This window comes from Halochromatium glycolicum (assembly GCF_016584085.1).
GTDB lineage: Bacteria > Pseudomonadota > Gammaproteobacteria > Chromatiales > Chromatiaceae > Lamprobacter > Lamprobacter glycolicus.
Map to the genome: position 1 here is coordinate 1 of NZ_NRSJ01000045.1, position 17,078 is coordinate 17,078.

13 protein-coding genes and 1 tRNA gene are annotated in these 17,078 nt (G+C 64.2%); 11 read left to right on the top strand and 3 right to left on the bottom strand.

Translation table 11 applies throughout. The annotated features are described in order from the left end of the window. Window positions 1-624 precede the first annotated feature (624 nt). On the bottom strand, window positions 625-1,122 hold the full coding sequence (locus CKO40_RS18960; protein ID WP_200348018.1) for a DUF302 domain-containing protein: 498 nt from the start codon (window positions 1,120-1,122) through the stop codon (window positions 625-627). A 498-nt stretch (window positions 1,123-1,620) separates the two neighbouring features. On the opposite strand from CKO40_RS18960, the gene larE reads away from it, so the two are divergent. After that, window positions 1,621-2,403 (top strand): ATP-dependent sacrificial sulfur transferase LarE, encoded by a 783-nt coding sequence (larE, locus tag CKO40_RS18965; protein ID WP_200348019.1) that lies wholly within the window; start codon window positions 1,621-1,623, stop codon window positions 2,401-2,403. A 570-nt stretch (window positions 2,404-2,973) separates the two neighbouring features. Here the strand turns inward: larE and CKO40_RS18970 are convergent. After that, a complete protein-coding gene (locus CKO40_RS18970; RefSeq protein ID WP_200348020.1) occupies window positions 2,974-3,255 on the bottom strand; it encodes a cupin domain-containing protein in 282 nt (93 codons plus the stop codon). A 484-nt stretch (window positions 3,256-3,739) separates the two neighbouring features. Here CKO40_RS18970 and CKO40_RS18975 point away from each other — a divergent pair, with 484 nt between their 5' ends. The 9 genes from CKO40_RS18975 (at window position 3,740) to CKO40_RS19015 (ending at window position 13,432) form a co-directional block, all read left to right on the top strand. Then, window positions 3,740-4,252: a CinA family protein gene (locus CKO40_RS18975; protein ID WP_200348021.1), complete on the top strand. Its 513-nt coding sequence runs from the start codon at window positions 3,740-3,742 to the stop codon at window positions 4,250-4,252. 342 nt (window positions 4,253-4,594) lie between these two features. Next, entirely contained in the window at window positions 4,595-5,251 is a 657-nt protein-coding gene (gene thpR, locus CKO40_RS18980) for an RNA 2',3'-cyclic phosphodiesterase (protein WP_200348022.1), read from the top strand. 270 nt (window positions 5,252-5,521) lie between these two features. Then, complete coding sequence (gene recA / locus CKO40_RS18985) at window positions 5,522-6,580, top strand: recombinase RecA (protein WP_200348023.1); 1,059 nt, start codon at window positions 5,522-5,524, stop codon at window positions 6,578-6,580. Continuing rightward, window positions 6,573-7,142: a regulatory protein RecX gene (locus CKO40_RS18990; RefSeq protein WP_200348024.1), complete on the top strand. Its 570-nt coding sequence runs from the start codon at window positions 6,573-6,575 to the stop codon at window positions 7,140-7,142. The genes recA and CKO40_RS18990 overlap by 8 nt, the downstream gene beginning before the upstream one ends. A 105-nt stretch (window positions 7,143-7,247) precedes the next feature. Next, window positions 7,248-9,854, top strand: a complete 2,607-nt coding sequence (gene alaS, locus CKO40_RS18995) for an alanine--tRNA ligase (RefSeq protein ID WP_200348069.1) — start codon at window positions 7,248-7,250, stop codon at window positions 9,852-9,854. 7 nt (window positions 9,855-9,861) lie between these two features. Beyond that, entirely contained in the window at window positions 9,862-11,097 is a 1,236-nt protein-coding gene (locus tag CKO40_RS19000; RefSeq protein WP_200348025.1) for an aspartate kinase, read from the top strand. A gap of 189 nt (window positions 11,098-11,286) precedes the next feature. Beyond that, window positions 11,287-11,520: a carbon storage regulator CsrA gene (csrA, locus tag CKO40_RS19005; RefSeq protein ID WP_200348026.1), complete on the top strand. Its 234-nt coding sequence runs from the start codon at window positions 11,287-11,289 to the stop codon at window positions 11,518-11,520. A gap of 307 nt (window positions 11,521-11,827) precedes the next feature. Next, a tRNA-Ser gene (locus tag CKO40_RS19010) sits at window positions 11,828-11,918 on the top strand. A 215-nt stretch (window positions 11,919-12,133) separates the two neighbouring features. Continuing rightward, window positions 12,134-13,432, top strand: coding sequence for a serine hydrolase domain-containing protein (locus CKO40_RS19015; RefSeq protein WP_200348027.1), 1,299 nt, complete (start codon window positions 12,134-12,136; stop codon window positions 13,430-13,432). 682 nt (window positions 13,433-14,114) lie between these two features. Here the strand turns inward: CKO40_RS19015 and CKO40_RS25220 are convergent. Next, window positions 14,115-14,882, bottom strand: a complete 768-nt coding sequence (locus CKO40_RS25220) for a PEP-CTERM sorting domain-containing protein (RefSeq protein WP_200348028.1) — start codon at window positions 14,880-14,882, stop codon at window positions 14,115-14,117. Window positions 14,883-15,568: 686 nt separating this feature from the next. Here CKO40_RS25220 and tnpC point away from each other — a divergent pair. Then, complete coding sequence (tnpC, locus tag CKO40_RS19025) at window positions 15,569-16,978, top strand: IS66 family transposase (RefSeq protein ID WP_200348029.1); 1,410 nt, start codon at window positions 15,569-15,571, stop codon at window positions 16,976-16,978. Window positions 16,979-17,078 lie beyond the last annotated feature (100 nt).

Consider the following 17,078-nt stretch of genomic DNA (forward strand, 5'->3'; position numbering starts at 1 on the left):
GGATTGCGCCCTGGGGGGATTGCGCCCTGAGGGGGTGCGCCCTAGGGGTGCCCTGGGGGCTGACGAAGCCCGAGTGCAAGATAGCGGAGATCCCGAGACCGATTGTCGCTGCCCGCAATGATCACTGCCCGCAATGGTCGTGAGGTAGGAGCCCGCTTGCGGGCGATCTTCGCAGCCGCGAGCGCGGCCTAGTCGCCCGGGGCCTGGTCGCCCGCAAGCGGGCTCCTACGGCACTGAGAGCCAGGTGGCAGGCAAAGGGTCTCGGTATTGTTGACGCTGATGCACGATCGCTGTCAGCGTGCGATCAGCCTAAGACTATACCCATCTCAAATCAGTTTTCGGTTTTACTCGACCGCTCCGCGTCGCGTCACGGCGCCCGGCGCAGTCTTGGGGGGACGCCGTGAATCCATCCGTGGAGGCTTGACGACGGCATCCATGCCGTCGACACCCCCGCTCGCCGTCACCCGACCCTCCGCTCTGCCGTGCCGAAAATTGACGTGCTTTAGGTATAACGCTCATGGCACCACGTGCCACCCAGGACGATGAAGCCACCTGATTCACGGTAACGCTCATGGCATGCTGCCACCTCGGACGATGAATACCGTGTGATTCACGGTAGGCATCTCAGAGCTCGCCGTTGGCGCCGGCGGTCATGATTGACTCGATGTTGTCGCGCACGAGCTCGGCCTTCTCGAGTAGATCCGGCGGCAGGTTGGCGCCCGGGATGATCTTGCCGAGATCGAGCGTGACGAGCCAGGGCTTACCGTCCTCGTCCTCGATCAAGGCGATACGGCAGGGCAGGTAGGCGGCGAAGTCGATATTGAACTGAAGCATCTGGTTCGCGATGCGGGCATCGCAGAACTGGAAGATCTCGATGCGCCCGGACTCGACATCCATGGCCTCCAGCTCCTTGTAGAGCGGCAGGTGGGCGACGAGCTTGAAGTTCAGGCTATTGGCGCGGAGCTTCATCGAGTCGACGGCATCGTCCATCGACACGTCATCGGCCAACGGCATCTTCAAGACGGTATCCGAGATCGCCATGTCCTGGGCGCTGGCCTGGAGCGGTGCAAAGGCCAGGAAAAGGGCGAAGAACGGAAGGAACAACAGAGCTTTGGAACGCATCGTTACGAGAACTCCCCTCGAGCTTGATTCTGGTGTTTTGGCTCAGCCTAAGCGGCTGGCCAGTCTCGGGGCCGGCAGTCGGGTTGCGACGGTGCGGCGCCCGCATTGTGACCGGTCTCTTGCCGTCTGCCAAATGATGACGCGGATGTGAACGATTCTGGCGGCAGGCGTATACTCGGCGCCCCGTGCAGACGGGCGATTCGGTTCGGGCGCGGCCCGCTCCGCCCGGTCGTCCGGCGCCGGTCGAATGCGAACGAGCCTGAGCCGACGAGCTCGGGCGATAGCCCAACCAGCTGGGGGCGAGTGACCTTGGGTCAGCCACCTGGGGCACAATCACCTGGGGGGGCAACGACCTGGGGGGCAACGACCTGGGGCTGAACCACCTGGGGGTCAACCACCTGGGGGACAACCACCTGGGGGACCAACCACCTGGGGGACCAACCACCTGGGAGACCAACCACCTGGGCCAATCGCCCAGGATAGAAGAGGAGGGGCACGATGGAGCGAGACCATGGTGCAATCATTGACCGTCTCGAGGGGCTGGAGACGGCAGCGGTCGCCTTCTCAGGCGGCGCCGATAGTACCTTGCTGCTGGCGTTGGTGCGTGAGCGGCTCGGCAGCGACCGGGTCATCGCACTGACAGCGGTGACACCCTATATGGTGCGGCAGGAGATCGGCGACGCCGTCGGGCTGACGTCGAAGCTCGGTGTCCGCCACGAACTGGTCGAGATGCCGATGCCGGAGGGGATGGAGGTCAATCCGCCGGACCGCTGTTTTCGCTGTAAGCGCGCGATGTACACGCGGCTGCTCAACAGTGCGGCCGAGCTCGGTTTCGAGACCTTGCTCGATGGCAGTAACGCCGACGATGGCGATGAGCAGCGCCCAGGGCTGCGCGCGCTCCGTGAGCTCGGGATCAGGAGTCCCTTCATCGAGGCCGGGATCGACAAGGCCGCGGTGCGGGCGATCGCGCGCGACATGGACCTGCCAACCTGGCATAAGCCGACCAACGCCTGCCTGCTGACGCGGTTGGCGTTCAATGTGCGGTTCTCGATGGAGCAGCTGCAGCGTATCGAGGAGGCCGAACGCTTCCTCACCGAGCTCGGCTACACCTGGGTGCGGGTGCGCTGCCATGGCAATCTGGCGCGCATCGAGGTCGCCCCGGTTCAGCGCGAGCGGCTACTGGCCGATGCCGGGGCCGTGATCGAGGGGATTCAGCGCTTTGGCTTCCGGCATGTCGCGATGGACTTGGCGGGTTACCAGTCGGGTAGCATGGCCGACTAGCAGCGAGGAACCACCACTGTGGATCACACGGAATTCATCGTCCGGGGTGGCGCCGTGCCATGAGCGTTAGCCAGTAGCCACTAGTGCAAGACAGCGGAAATTCCGAGACCGATTGTCGCTGCCGCCAATGGTCGTAGGGTAGGAGCCCGCTTGCGGGCGATCTTCGCCGCCGCGAGCGCTGACTGGTCGCCCGGGGCTTGGTCGCCCGCAAGCGGGCTCCTACAGCCCTGAGAGCCAGATGGCAGGAAAAGGGGCTCGACATTTCTGACGTGATGCACTAGCTAAGCGGCCTGCGGCGAGTACCGCTTTCCACCTTATGTTGCCGTCGTTCCGGCAGGATGCTGGAACCCAGTGCCAAAGGCGTTAGGCGATTTCTGTCAAAGCTCATACCGCCTTGCTGGTCTTTTCGCTCGCCTTCTTCGTCGCGCCGCCGGTCACATAGCCCGGCTATGCTCCCGGCGACGCTCCTCGAAGGCAAACGAAAATCCTGCGCAATTCGGTACGAGCTTTTCCGGCAATCGCCTTAGCTCGCGTTCGGCACAGCGTGGCAAGATGAGCGGGAACGGTCTACTAGTCGAGTCGGTAATGCTTCTCGACCGGCTTGGTGATCTCCCACACACAGGCCATGCCCGCTGGAAAGGTGATCAGGTCGCCGCGCTTGAAGTGCTGGGGCTCGCCGTCGCTCGGGGTGACGCTGAACTCGCCCCGCACGATGTAGCAGGTCTCGCTCTGGTGATAGGTCCAGTCGAAGCGTGACGGCTCCTTCTTCCAGATCGGCCAGCCCTCGACGCCGAGGACCTCGAGCTTGGCGGGTGGCGGATTGTGCTCGCACAGGATGGCTTGATCGGACATGGTTCGACGTGCTAAGTAGCTATCTAAATTCTACTTCCCGATCATCGCCCTACAGTGGTGCTCAAATCGGGAAGCAGTTGATGAACAGTTTCTAAGGGTTTGGTTTCAGTTTGGGGTTGCGTTGATCAGACTAAAGCATGGTGGCGATCTCGGCACTGACAAATGCCCGACTCGTATTCGCTCGCTTAGTGGCTGTCCATTTTCTACTTCCCGGTGATCGTTCAACAGTGCCCCTCGAATCGGGAAGACGTTGATGGACAGTTTCTTAGCGCTGGTCCGCCAATCGGTTGAATATGATGTGTCAAGCCGGCACAGGTTGCTGTGCCCGCCAGCGGGAGATCACCCCAGCGGGAGGTTACCCCAACGGAAGATCACCCCAACTGGAGATCACCATTTCAGTTGAACCCGGGGCGACCCTTTACTTGCACGCTCGACCATCTCGAATCGTTGCACGCTCGGCCATCTCGATAGGACGACCTGTTTGATGAGCAACGACCTTCAGCGGTTGGCAGCGCAGTTAGGGGCCGTGCTCGAGGCCAGGGGATGGCGGCTGGCCGCGGCCGAATCCTGTACCGGCGGCTGGATCGCCAAGTGCATCACCGACATCCCGGGCAGCAGCGGCTGGCTGGAGCGCGGCTTCGTGACCTACAGCAACGAGGCCAAGCAGGAGATGCTCGGGGTCGCGGCCGAGACCCTCGCCGCCGAGGGTGCAGTCAGCGAGGCAGTGGTCCGGGAGATGGCGCTCGGCGCCGTCGCGCGAAGCCGCGCCGAGATCGCCGTTGCCGTGAGCGGGGTTGCCGGGCCCGGAGGTGGAACGCCGGCCAAGCCAGTCGGCATGGTCTGCTTCGGCTTCGCGTTCCCTGATCGCGTCGAGACCGAGACCTGCTATCTGGACGGCAACCGCGACGAGGTCCGGCGCGCATCGGTCCGCCATGCACTCGGTGGCCTGATCACCCGCTGTGATGCCACCGCTGATACCCCCGCTGATGCCTGCTAATGTTCACGGCACGGTGCCAACCCGAACGATGGATCCCGCGTGATTCGCGGTAACGGCTACGGTGCCATCCCGGACGACGAACTCCGGGTGGTTCTCGGTGACGATCATGGCGGCCGGCCACCCCGGAGAATGAGGCAATGACCCCCGTGTTTTTTATACCCAAAGCACGTCAGTTTTCGGCACGGCAGAGCGGAGGGTCGGGTGACGGCGAGCGGGGGTGTCGACGGCATGGATGCCGTCGTCAAGCCTCCACGGATGGATTCACGGCGTCCCCCGAGCGCCGTTACGCGACGCGGAGCGGTCGAGTAAAACCGAAAACTGATTTGAGATGGGTATAACGCGATGGTCGAGCGGCTGTTCTTTGCGCTCTGGCCGACAGCGGCGCTGCGCGATGCGCTGGTCGAACGGCGTGAGCGGCTCGATCCGAGCGCGACACCGAGTTCAAGTATGAGCCCGCGCCTGAGCCCAAGTACGAGCCCGAGTCCGAGCGCGAGCCGAAGTACGAACCCAACGCCGACCCCGACCCCGACATCGCCCAGGCCGCCGGCGACAGCGGCAGCGCATCCCCCAGAAAGGGCGCGGCCGCGGCTCACCCATCCGGACGATCTGCATCTGACGCTGGTCTTCGTCGGGGCCGTCGAGCCACACCTGCGCGCCTGCATCGAGGCGGCCGGAGATGATATCGCCTGCGGCGGGTTCGAACTGGTGCTCGAGCAGGTCGGCAGCTGGACGAAGCAGCGGCTCTGGGTGGCGCAGCCCCGGCAGGTGCCGAACGCGCTCTTCGCGCTGGTCAGTCAGCTACAGCAGAACCTGCTGGTGTGCGGTCTCGAACCTGAGAAGCGTCGCTACCGTCCCCATCTCACGCTGGCACGGAGGGCGCCGCCGATCGAGCCCGAGCCCGTTGAACTGCGCTGGCCGGTGAGCGAATTCGTGCTTGCGGCAAGCGGTTCTGGGCGCCGCCCTTCCTATCGGATCATCCGGCGCTGGCCATTCGATTGATCGATTTGGCGCCTGCGGATGGCGATCGTGACAGGATCGTTCTCGCTAGGGTCACGGTATTGCTGACGCGACGCGCTACCGTGAATCTCCTGGGATTTGTCGTCCGGGATGGCGGCGTGTGATCAGCGCTAGCCTGTGCTCGGCCTTGTGGCGTGCCATCAGCGTTAGCCTGTGCTCGGCCTTGTGTCGGCGCGGGGCAGCTGTGGGATAATCCATCTTTCACCTGATTTCGATCGCGCTGTCCTGTCCGACGGCGCTTGAGGGCTGGCAATGGACGAGAATCGCAAGAAGGCGCTGGCGGCCGCACTGAGCCAGATCGAGAAGCAGTTCGGCAAGGGCTCCGTGATGCGGATGGGCGATGCCGGCGCGATCCCGAATGTCGAGTCGGTCTCGACCGGCTCGCTGGGGCTCGATGTGGCGCTCGGCATCGGCGGTCTGCCGCGCGGGCGGGTGGTCGAGGTCTACGGCCCGGAGTCGTCCGGTAAGACCACGCTGACCCTGCACGCGGTCGCCGAGGCGCAGCGCGCCGGCGGCACCGCGGCCTTCGTCGATGCCGAGCACGCGCTCGACCCGACCTACGCCGAGAAGCTCGGCGTCAATATGGACGATCTGCTCGTCTCGCAGCCCGATACCGGCGAGCAGGCGCTCGAGATCACCGATATGCTGGTCCGTTCCGGCGCGGTCGACCTGGTGGTCATCGACTCAGTCGCGGCCTTGACCCCCAAGGCCGAGATCGAGGGCGAGATGGGCGACTCGCATGTCGGCCTGCAGGCGCGGCTGATGTCGCAGGCGCTGCGCAAGCTCACCGCCAACATCAAGCGCTCCAATGCCATCGTGATCTTCATCAACCAGATCCGGATGAAGATCGGCGTGATGTTCGGCTCGCCGGAGACCACGACCGGCGGCAATGCGCTCAAGTTCTACTCGTCGGTCCGGCTCGACATCCGCCGGATCGGCTCGATCAAGCGCGGCGCCGAGGTCGTCGGGAACGAGACCCGCGTCAAGGTGGTCAAGAACAAGATGGCGCCGCCGTTCCGCGAGGTTACCTTCGACATCCTCTATGGCGAGGGCATCTCGCGCGAGGGCGAGATGGTCGATCTCGGGGTCAATGCCGGCATCATCGAGAAGTCCGGGGCCTGGTACAGCTACGATGGCAATCGGATCGGCCAGGGCAAGGACAATGTCCGCAACTTCCTGAAGGAGAACCCGGACCTGGCCGCCGAGATCGATGCCAAGGTGCGTGAGGCCTTGCTGCCGAAGCCCAAGCCAGAAAGCGAGGCCGGCGAGCCGGAGGGTGGGGCCGAGGCACCGCTCGCCGCCGATGGGTGAGGGCCTCGTTGAGAAGCGCGACCGCGAGCGGGTCGACCGTAAGAGGGAGGACGTGAGCTCCGAGCAAACCGCTAGCCCTGATGGGCCGCCACTGGACGAGCCCCCGCTGGACGAGATCCGCAGCCGAGCGCTGAAGCTGCTGACGACGCGTGAGCACAGCCGGCTCGAGCTGTCCCGCAAGCTGCGGCGGCGCGGCTACGCGGCCGAAGATGTCGAGACCGTGCTCGATGCCCTGATCGCCGATGACCTGCTCAGCGAAGAGCGTCTGATCGCCGCCTATGTGGCCGAGCGCCTCGACAAGGGCTTCGGCCCGCTGCGCATCCGCTTCGAGCTGCGCGAGAAGGGGCTTTCGGATGAGCAGATCGAGCCCTACCTGACTCTGGAGGACGAGGCGCTGACCCAGTGTCTCGAGGCGGTCTACCGCAAACGCTACGGGGAACGGGCCATCGGCGATCAGCGTGAGCATCTGAAACGCTCCCGGTTCCTCGAGTACCGCGGCTTTCCGCCAGGGTTGATCGCCCGTTTCCTCGATGCCGAGCGTGCCGAACGTCGTGAAGACTGACGGCGCGGGCGCGGTATCGGCCGCCGATGAGCGCCCATTCGGCTCGGCCACTTATGTCCCAATCCTTAACCTGCCCTGTTCTGTCCCCGGAGTTGACCCGTTGTGATAAAGAGTAGCGCCGAGCTTCGCCAGGCCTTCCTCGACTACTTTGCTGAGCAGGGTCATACAGCCGTCGAGAGCAGCCCGCTGGTCCCTGGCAACGACCCGACCCTGCTGTTCACCAACGCCGGCATGGTCCAGTTCAAGGACGTCTTCCTTGGCCGCGAGCAGCGCCCGTACACGCGTGCGGTCACCTCGCAGCGCTGCGTGCGCGCCGGCGGCAAGCACAATGATCTCGAGAACGTCGGCTACACCGCCCGGCATCACACCTTCTTCGAGATGCTCGGCAACTTCAGCTTCGGTGACTACTTCAAGCGCGAGGCGATCGGCTTCGCCTGGGCGTTCCTGACCGAGCGGCTGCAGATGCCCGCCGAGAGACTCTGGATCACCGTCTATCAGGACGACGATGAGGCCGCACGCATCTGGCTCGACGAGCTCGGCGTCGACCCGAGCCGCTTCTCGCGCTGCGGCGAGAAGGACAACTTCTGGTCGATGGGCGAGACCGGCCCCTGCGGTCCCTGCTCCGAGATCTTCTACGACCATGGCCCCGCCATCCCGGGCGGGCCGCCCGGCTCGGCCGATGAGGATGGCGACCGCTACGTCGAGATCTGGAACCTGGTCTTCATGCAGTACGACCGCGACGCCAAGGGTGCGCTCCATCCGCTGCCGCGGCCATCGGTCGACACCGGGATGGGGCTCGAGCGCCTCGCCGCGGTGATGCAGGGCGTGCACAGCAACTACGAGATCGACCTGTTCCAGGCCCTGATCCGGGCCGCGGCCGAGGTCACCGGCTGCGCCGATCTCACCAGCAAATCACTGCGCGTGATCGCCGACCACATCCGCTCGGCGGCCTTCCTGATCATCGACGGGGTCACGCCCGGCAACGAGGGCCGCGGCTATGTGCAGCGCCGGATCATCCGGCGGGCGATCCGACACGGCTACCAGCTCGGGCAGACCGAGCCGTTCTTCTGGCGGCTGGTCGAGCCGCTCGCAGCCGAGATGGGCGACGCCTATCCGGAGCTGCGCGAGCGGCGTGAGCATGTCGAGCGGGTCCTGCGCACCGAGGAGGAGCGCTTCGCCGACACCCTCGAGCAGGGCCTGCGCATCTTCGACGAGATCGTCGCCGACCTCAGCGGCACCGAGGTCCCGGGCCACGAGGTGTTTCGTCTCTACGATACCTACGGCTTCCCGGCCGATCTGACCGCCGATATCGCCCGCGAACGCGGCCTGACGCTGGATCTGGCCGGCTTCGAGCACGCGATGGCGGCACAGAAGGAGCGGGCGCGGGCCGCGAGCCATTTCAGCGCCGCCGATGTGATCGAACTCGATGTCGACGGCGAGACCGACTTCACCGGCTACGAAGGGCTGGTCGATCAGGCCACCGTCGTCGCCTGTTACCGCGACGGCGAGCCGCAGGATCGCCTGGCTGCCGGCGAGCAGGGCCTGCTGGTGCTGGACGTGACCCCGTTCTACGCCGAGGCCGGCGGTCAGGTCGGCGACCGCGGCACCCTGACCAGCGAGACCGCCCGCTTCGAGGTCCAGGACACCCAGCAGCAGGGTGGGGTGATCTGTCACATCGGCCGGCTGACCGACGGTGAGCTCTCGGTCGGCGATCGCGTCGATGCGCGCGTCGACTGCGACCGCCGGCGCGCGACCGCCTTGCACCACTCGGCGACCCATCTGCTGCATGCGGCCTTGCGCCAGGTGCTTGGGGATCATGTCCAGCAGCGCGGCTCGCTGGTGGGCCCGGACCGGCTGCGCTTCGACTTCACCCATTTCGAGCCGGTCTCGCGCGAGCAGCTGCGCGAGATCGAGCGGCTCGTCAACCGCGAGATCCGCGAGAACCACACCGTCGAGACCCGGATCATGGGGCTCGAGGATGCTAAGGCGTCCGGCGCGATGGCCCTGTTCGGCGAGAAGTATGCCGATCAGGTTCGGGTGCTGCGTATGGGTGACTTCTCGGTCGAGCTCTGCGGCGGTACCCATGTGCGCGCGGTCGGCGATATCGGTCTGTTCAAGATCGTCGCCGAGGCCGGGATCAGCGCCGGGGTGCGGCGGGTCGAGGCCGTCGCCGGGGACGTCGCGCTGAGCTGGGTCGAGGAGGAGGAGGCCCGGCTTGCCCGGATCGCCGCATTGGTCAAGGGCGCCGCGAACGACGCCGACGAGAAGGTCGCGAACCTGGTCGAGCGCTCGCGACGGCTGGAGAAGGAGCTCGAACAGCTCAAGGCCAAGCTGGCCAGTGCCGCCGGCAGCGAGCTGACCGACTCCGCGGTCGAGATCGACGGCGTCAAGGTGCTGGCTGCGCGGCTCGACGGGGTCGATCCCAAGTCCTTGCGTGAGACGCTGGATCAGCTCAAGAACAAGCTCGGCTCGGGGGTGGTCCTGCTGGCGACCGAGAGCGACGGCAAGGTCAACCTGATCGCCGGCGTCACCAAGGACCTGGTCGGGCGCTTCAAGGCCGGCGATCTGGTCAAGGCGGCCGCCGAGAAGGTCGGCGGGCGCGGCGGCGGGCGGCCGGATATGGCGCAGGCCGGCGGCAGTGATCCGGCCGGCATCCCGGCCGCGCTCGATCTGGCCGGCGACTGGGTCAAGGAGCGGGCCTCCGCGGCCTGAACACCTTATGTCTCTCATCGTGCAGAAGTATGGCGGAACCTCGGTCGGCACCGTCGAGCGCATTCAGGCGGTCGCGGAGCGGGTCAAGCGCTCCCGTGACCAGGGTCACAAGGTGGTCGTCGTGGTCTCGGCGATGTCCGGCGAGACCGATCGGCTGATCGGCCTGGCCAAGGCGATCCAGCCGCAGCCCGTGCCGCGGGAGCTGGACGTCCTGATCGCGACCGGCGAACAGGTCACCATCGCGCTCCTGTCGATGGCATTGGAGGCTGCCGGCTGTCCGGCGCGTTCCTACACCGGCTCGCAGGTGCAGATCCGAACCGACAGCGCGCACAATAAGGCGCGGATTCGCGATATCGACGGCGCCCGGATCTGCGAGGACCTCGACGCCGGGCGCGTCGTCGTGGTCGCCGGCTTCCAAGGCACCGACGAGGCGGGCAATATCACCACCCTCGGGCGCGGCGGCTCGGACACCTCGGCGGTCGCGATCGCCGCGGCGCTGAAGGCTGACGAGTGCCAGATCTACACCGATGTCGATGGCGTCTACACCACCGATCCGCGCATCGAGCCGCGGGCGCGCAAGCTTGAGCGCATCACCTTCGAGGAGATGCTGGAGATGGCCAGTCTGGGCTCGAAGGTCCTGCAGATTCGCGCCGTCGAGTTCGCCGGCAAGTACCGGGTCCCATTGCGTGTGCTCTCGAGCTTTCGCGACGGCGAGGGCACCCTGATCAGTTTCGAGGAGGAGAACGTGGAAGACGCCAAGATCGCCGGCATCGCCTTCGCCAAGGACGAAGCGAAGCTCACTGTCCTCGGCGTTCCGGATCAGCCGGGGATTGCACACAAGATTCTCGGCCCCATCTCCGCCTCGAACATCGAGGTGGACATGATCGTGCAGAACGTCGGCGCCGATGGCGCCACAACCGACTTCACCTTCACCGTCAACCGCAGCGATTACCAGACCGCGCTGCGCGTGCTGCAGGAGACCGCGCAACAACTCGCAGCGCGTGAGGTGGCCGGTGATCCGGCGATCGTCAAGCTCAGCCTGGTCGGCGTCGGCATGCGCTCGCATGCCGGCATCGCCAGCCGGATGTTCGAGGCGCTAGCTCGGGAAGGGATCAATATCCGGATGATCTCGACCTCGGAGATCAAGATCTCGGTGGTCATCGACGAGAAATACCTCGAGCTCGGCGTCAGGGCCCTGCACGACGCCTTCGGCCTGGCGGAAGAGGCGTCTGCAGAGGGCTGAAATCAAATCGTAATCATTGCTGCACTGCAGTGATGCTTGCTGATAAACTTCTGCGATACGCGAAAAGCGCCGGTAAGGGCTTGCGTCTGCGGCAATATCGGCCTCAGACTGCGTCGTAAGGGCTGCGGGATCTGAGGTGCCGAAGGAACCGCGGTTCAGTTCAAGAAGGAAAGCGAGGGATTACTCATCATGCTTATACTTACCCGTCGCGTCGGCGAAACACTGATGATTGGCGATGAAGTCACCGTCACGGTGCTCGGCGTTAAAGGAAACCAGGTTCGCATCGGCGTCAATGCACCGCGCGAGGTCGCTGTGCACCGCGAAGAGATCTACGAGCGGATCAAGCGCGAGCAGGCGCAGGGGATGCCGGAGCAAGGGCACCCAGAGCAGCCCGTTGCCGATGATCGCGGGCTCGGCGACTGATTTCGAAGGGCATAGAGGGCATTTGTCAGGGCGTTCAAGAGGCCCGACAGGATGACCGAAGCCGCTGCAGAGGCGGCTGGCTTGTATGGGCCTCATCACAGGAATCACTCGCCGCGTCGCCCGCTTGCGGGCGACAGGCCGGTTTCGGCAACCCCCCACCATTCCCCCCGCGTTATCATCGTGCCGGCGCCCCAGCGTCGGCCAAATTGTGGGGATACCTCCGGGACGGGTGACGATACGACCAGGCGGGATGGGCATCCCGGGCTAGACGTCCCCTGTTCTGAGTCTGTTACAATGAAGGTCCGTTGGAGAGATGGCCGAGTGGCTGAAGGCGCTCCCCTGCTAAGGGAGTATGGGTTAATAGCCCATCGAGGGTTCGAATCCCTCTCTCTCCGCCAATCATTCTGACGACGTTGAGAGCTCCTATTAAAACGTCTGACCGGCCTGACCGAGCTGCTGGTTTCTTAAGAGGCCCTGTCAAAGCGGCCGCTTGACTTGCGCAGGTTCCTGATCCCGCAATCCGCAGGCGTCATTCTGTTAGGGCTTCTAAGCCTGTAAAGGGCATTCTGGTTGTGCATCCTCCATCTCGACGGGCGCAATGGTCTGCTGCCGAATGCCCGTCCACCTTTGCGATGACGGCATCGGCGCAGCCTCTTTGCTGGTGATGGTTCTTCTTCGGCCTCCGCGCTGTCGCCTGCTGCGTTCACTGTCGCTGTTCCTGTTCTTGGCGCTCTTGTCGCCTGTCGCGGGGTTGTCCGCGACGGACGATGGGCGCTGCGCGCGGCCTGAGTTTACCGCTGGGTCATCGGCGGCACTGCATGCGCGGATGGATGCCGCCCTGTCGCGGCTGATGGAGCGCTTCGAGGTGCCGGGCGCTGCGCTCGCGCTGATCGAGCAGGGGCGGGTGCGCTACCTGCGCGGCTTCGGCATGGCGCAACCCGGCGTGGATGTGCCGGTGACGCCGAGCACCTTATTCCAGGCGGCGTCGGACTCCAAGCCCGTCACCGCCTTCGCGGTGCTCCAGCTGGCCGAGCGCGGACGCGTGGATCTGGACGATCCGATCGAGATCGGTCTCGAGGGTTGGCGCCTGCCGCCGTCGCGCTGGAGCCCGGACCAGGTCACGGTGCGCCGGGTGCTGAGCCACACAGCCGGGCTCTCGGTATCCGGCTATGGCGGCTTCCCGCCCGGGCAGCCGACGCAGACGCTGCTGGAATCCTTGGCCGGCGCGGCCGATGCCGGCGGAACGCCGGTCGCGATCGTCCATCCGCCGGGCCAGGGCTTTGTCTACTCGGGCGGCGGTTTCACGCTCGCGCAGCTGATGCTGCGCAGGCAGAGCGGTGAGCCCTTCGCCGAGCTGGTCGGCCGGCGCGTCCTGCAGCCGCTCGGTATGCGCGTCAGCAGCTTCCCGACTCAGCCGGCACCGTCGCCGCCGCTGGCCTGGACCTTCGACGACGACGGCAAGCGCGCCCCGGCGCGCCGGTTCACGGCACTCGCCGCGGCAGGTCTGCAGACGACCGCGGGCGATCTCGCGCGCTTCACCGCCGCACTGATGCCCGGACCCTGCGGCGAGCCTCCGGGCCGCGGTGTGATCAGCCCCGAATCGGTGCAGGCCATGCTGACCCCGCAACCGAACAGTGCCAACGCCCTAGTATTGCCCAGCTCCCGTTACGGCCTCGGCATCGCGCTCAAGACCCTGCCCAGCGGCCATCTCCTGGCCCATCATCCGGGCGACAACCTGCCCAACTGGCATAACCTCATCGCCGCGATCCCCGAGCGGCGCCTCGGGCTGGTCCTGATGACCAACGCCGCCGGCGGCCGGCAGATGCGGGTCGCGGTGCTCTGCACTTGGCTCGATGGGATCGGCGAGCCAGCACCGGCAGGGTGCCCCGCGCCGAGCCCTAAGCCGTCCTAGCAGGGCGCAGCTGCAGCATCGGAAAGCAACATCTAAGGCGATTTCTGTCAAAGCTCATACCGCCTTGCTGGTCTTTTCGCTCGCCTTCTTCGTCGCGCCGCCGGTCACATAGCCCGGCTATGCTCCCGGCGACGCTCCTCGAAGGCAAACGAAGATCCTGCGCAATTCGGTACGAGCTTTTCCGGCAATCGCCTAAAGAAGCACTAACAGAATGCCCTCTAAAGCCAAAAACTCAGCAAGTTGCGTAGGCTAGGCGGGCATTTTGATATGGCCTCTAAGAAATGGGGGCTGCAAGCACGCTGCAACCGGCATTGTTAAATCCCGTCCTAAACCAGGGTTCGTGGCCTTTTAGAGTGCCGAGGATTCACCAGGGCGGACCGATACGTCGCCTGCGACATAGCAACCCGATGCGAAGCATCGCAGAGCCGAAGCGCCATGCGGCGGCAGGCAGACGGCAGCCTGTGAGCTTTGCGTCGACGGCGGCTGCGGATCTGCTTCGCGCAGCTGCCGCAGCTCGTCTTGGAGCCGCTCTTCAATAGCGCGCAGGCGCTGGAGGGCTTCGATCTCGGGAAAGAGCTCCGCGGTTATCGATAGCGCATAGAAGTCAAAAGGATGCGCCGTTAACGCGCATCGTCGTACCGGTAAGCTTTCCACGGGCTGGCAAAAAGTATCGATGCTGAGGTCAGACTCGATGCCGCCGGTAGTAGGCGCCGATGCCAAGGAGACCAGCACCAAGCAATGCCAACGTCCCAGGCTCGGGAATGCTGGTGGTCGCCAAACCCGGCGAAGCTCGGAGGACAGCCGTACCGGATAGTCGCGAGTGGTCCAGCCAGGCTGTAGCCTTCCCAAGCCATCCGTAGTTGTAAGCTTCGATTGCGACATCAAGAAGACCGTCGTCGTTCAGCCAATCGATGTCAAGCACGAGCGTATAGTCTCCGGTGTCAACCTCACCGACATCGCGCCAATTGCTTCCATCGAAGCCGACTCTGGTAAACTCTCGATTGTCCCATAAGATTATGCCAAAAAAGGAAATATAATCATCGTTGGTGTCGTTGGTGAAATCGAGTTCTAGAAACGCTTCAGTCACCCTGTACCCTGATGTCAAATCGACATCATCATTGATATCGTGCGTATAGGCTAAAGGAGCATTCCGGAAGATGACGCTTTCCCCGGTAATGGAAACGGAATCCCACTGGTGGTTCGGCGCTTGATGCTCACCGTAGTACGAGCCATCCGCACTCCAGTAGTCAATTAGGTCTTCAAAAACGATGGGGCTCGCGAAAGCGTGCAGCGGCCAGGCGCCAAGCGCCGCTAGCGCTGCTGCCAAACAGAATCGATGAGTCACGTACTGCTCCTTGTCGGTAGGCGTTAATGCGTTTAACTTTGCACAATCCGTGCCAAAAGTAAAAAAGAGAAAATACAACGGCTTAAAAATCAGAAGATCGGTCACTGAGTCCAGTCGTAAGATTATCCGACATTTTTTCGCCGGCCGTGGCCGACAAAGGCTGCGCGACGCCTGTGCTCACCGCCAGCTCATCAACAGCGCTGTATGCGCAGATGGGCATTGCCCTGCCGCGGCGGATGGACGCTTTGCAAGTGCTGGGCGCCGAGCCCTAAGCTGCGCTAACTGAATGCGGCTGCACGACGAGAGCGCAGTATCTTAACCAGGTTTCCAGGCCCGTCTGACCTGTTTGGTCAGAGCCCCGCTTCGGCAGCGCATCAGCTGCCACTTGCGGTTTACGCAAAAAGTGTTCCATTCTCGCAACGCCTTGACGCGGAAGTGTTAGGCTCGATACTTGCATGACACGCCGTGATGCGTTGTAAAGAAATGTGACAGTCATTGATGGGTCCTCCCCAGCTCCTGCCAGCTTGAAGGCGAGACAGTCCCGATCGGTTAAGCGGGAGCCGGCAGCTAGGGCGCGGACTGACCGCGACGGCGTGCAGTGACGACCTCAGTGAAGAGGTCCCAAGGTGAGCACCCGCGCTCGCGACAGGTGTCGATGACTGCTTCCGCCCTGCGCACTAATATGGCGCGAGCCACCGCATCTGGCCTGTGCTTACCAGTCGTTCGGCCCGGCGTTTAGCAAAAAATGGTGTTACTACTCAGGCTCCCCCAAATCGCGCTAAGCTGAGGCCATGACGCTGCACCGTCCCACCCAAGCCGAACTCGACCGCATGAGCCATGCGGAGAAGGATGCGTTGATCATGACGCTCTTCGACGGGTTTGGCGACCTGCAGCGACGCGTTGAAGAACTCGAAGGCCAGCGCAAGAAGACCAGCCGCAACTCCAGTAAACCGCCGTCCTCAGACGGGCTGAAGAAAGGCCCGGCGCAGCCGCGCAAACGCGGTGAGAAACCGAACGGAGGCCAGCCGGGACACCAGGGTCAGACGCGCCGTATGGCCGAGCAGGCGAATACCGTGGTCGACCTGAAGCCGCACGGGCACTGTGCCTGTGGACAGGCGCTCGCGGACTTGCCGGGCACGCTCAAGGAGCGACGCCAGCAGTGGGATATTCCACCGCCGCAGATCCTTATCACCGAGTACCGCCAACACCAAGTCGAGTGCCCCTGCGGTCAAGTGCACTGTGGGGAGTTTCCCGCTGGGATCACACCGAACGTCAGCTTTGGTCCGCGCATCAAGGCCTATGCGGTGGGCCTGATCGACGGCCACTTCGTTGGGCTGCAGCGCACCGCCGAGATCCTCCAGGATCAATACGGTGTGTGCCCCTCTGAGGGCAGCTTACAGCGTTGGATCGCGCAGGCCAGCGAGCGTCTGATGGAGGCCTACACCGCGGCAGGGAACAGCATCCAAGCGGCCGAGGTCGGTCACTTCGATGAAAGCGGGATGCGCGTCGCTGGCAAGCTGCGCTGGTTGCATGTGGCCGCCAGCGAGACGGCCGTTCACTACAGCACCCATGAGAAGCGCGGCCAGGAGGCCATGGAGGCCGCCGGCATTCTGCCCAACTTCAAAGGGTGCGCCGTGCATGATCACTGGAAACCCTACTTGGCCTATGAGGGGGTCTCCCACGCCCTGTGCAATGCCCATCACCTGCGTGAGCTGCGCTACTTCGAGGAGCGCACGGGGCATTGGTGGCCGATCGCCCTCAGGCGCTTGCTGGTCGAAGGCAAGGAGGCGGTGGCCGCTGCCCAAGCCGAGGGGCGTGATGCCGTCGACCCCACGCAGGTCGAGACCCTGCTTAAGCGCTATGACGAACACCTCGCCTGGGGGCTGGCGGCATTCCCCGTCGTGCCGCCCGACCCTCATGACAAACGCCGGCGCAAGCAGCACCCCGCCACCAACCTCCTGGTGCGCTTGCGTGACTTCAAGACCGAGGTCTGGCGTTTCCTCACCGATTGGCAGGTGCCCTTCGATAACAACGCCGCTGAGCGTCTGGTACGCCCCGTCAAGGTGAAGCTCAAGGTCAGTGGTGGCTTACGTGCGGTCGGTGGCGCGGAAGCGTTCTGCGTCCTGCGCTCAGTCTGGGAGACCAGCAAGCTCAAGGGGCAGAATCCCTTTGAGGTTCTGCGTCAGGCGCTGACAGCCTGAGTAGTTACGCAAACTCTTCTTAAGCGGTATCAAATCGACAGCTCCGTTCCGTGTCGTGCGGAACTGCTGCGAGAGCGCACTCATACGAGAAATCAAAAGC

Excerpts from the sequence above, each read along its gene's own strand:
- CKO40_RS18960 (WP_200348018.1), bottom strand. The coding sequence starts at position 1,122 with ATGCGTTCCAAAGCTCTGTTGTTCCTTCCGTTCTTCGCCCTTTTCCTG.
- larE (WP_200348019.1), top strand. The coding sequence starts at position 1,621 with ATGGAGCGAGACCATGGTGCAATCATTGACCGTCTCGAGGGGCTGGAG.
- CKO40_RS18970 (WP_200348020.1), bottom strand. The coding sequence starts at position 3,255 with ATGTCCGATCAAGCCATCCTGTGCGAGCACAATCCGCCACCCGCCAAG.
- CKO40_RS18975 (WP_200348021.1), top strand. The coding sequence starts at position 3,740 with ATGAGCAACGACCTTCAGCGGTTGGCAGCGCAGTTAGGGGCCGTGCTC.
- thpR (WP_200348022.1), top strand. The coding sequence starts at position 4,595 with ATGGTCGAGCGGCTGTTCTTTGCGCTCTGGCCGACAGCGGCGCTGCGC.
- recA (WP_200348023.1), top strand. The coding sequence starts at position 5,522 with ATGGACGAGAATCGCAAGAAGGCGCTGGCGGCCGCACTGAGCCAGATC.
- CKO40_RS18990 (WP_200348024.1), top strand. The coding sequence starts at position 6,573 with ATGGGTGAGGGCCTCGTTGAGAAGCGCGACCGCGAGCGGGTCGACCGT.
- CKO40_RS19000 (WP_200348025.1), top strand. The coding sequence starts at position 9,862 with ATGTCTCTCATCGTGCAGAAGTATGGCGGAACCTCGGTCGGCACCGTC.
- csrA (WP_200348026.1), top strand. The coding sequence starts at position 11,287 with ATGCTTATACTTACCCGTCGCGTCGGCGAAACACTGATGATTGGCGAT.
- CKO40_RS19015 (WP_200348027.1), top strand. The coding sequence starts at position 12,134 with ATGCCCGTCCACCTTTGCGATGACGGCATCGGCGCAGCCTCTTTGCTG.
- tnpC (WP_200348029.1), top strand. The coding sequence starts at position 15,569 with ATGACGCTGCACCGTCCCACCCAAGCCGAACTCGACCGCATGAGCCAT.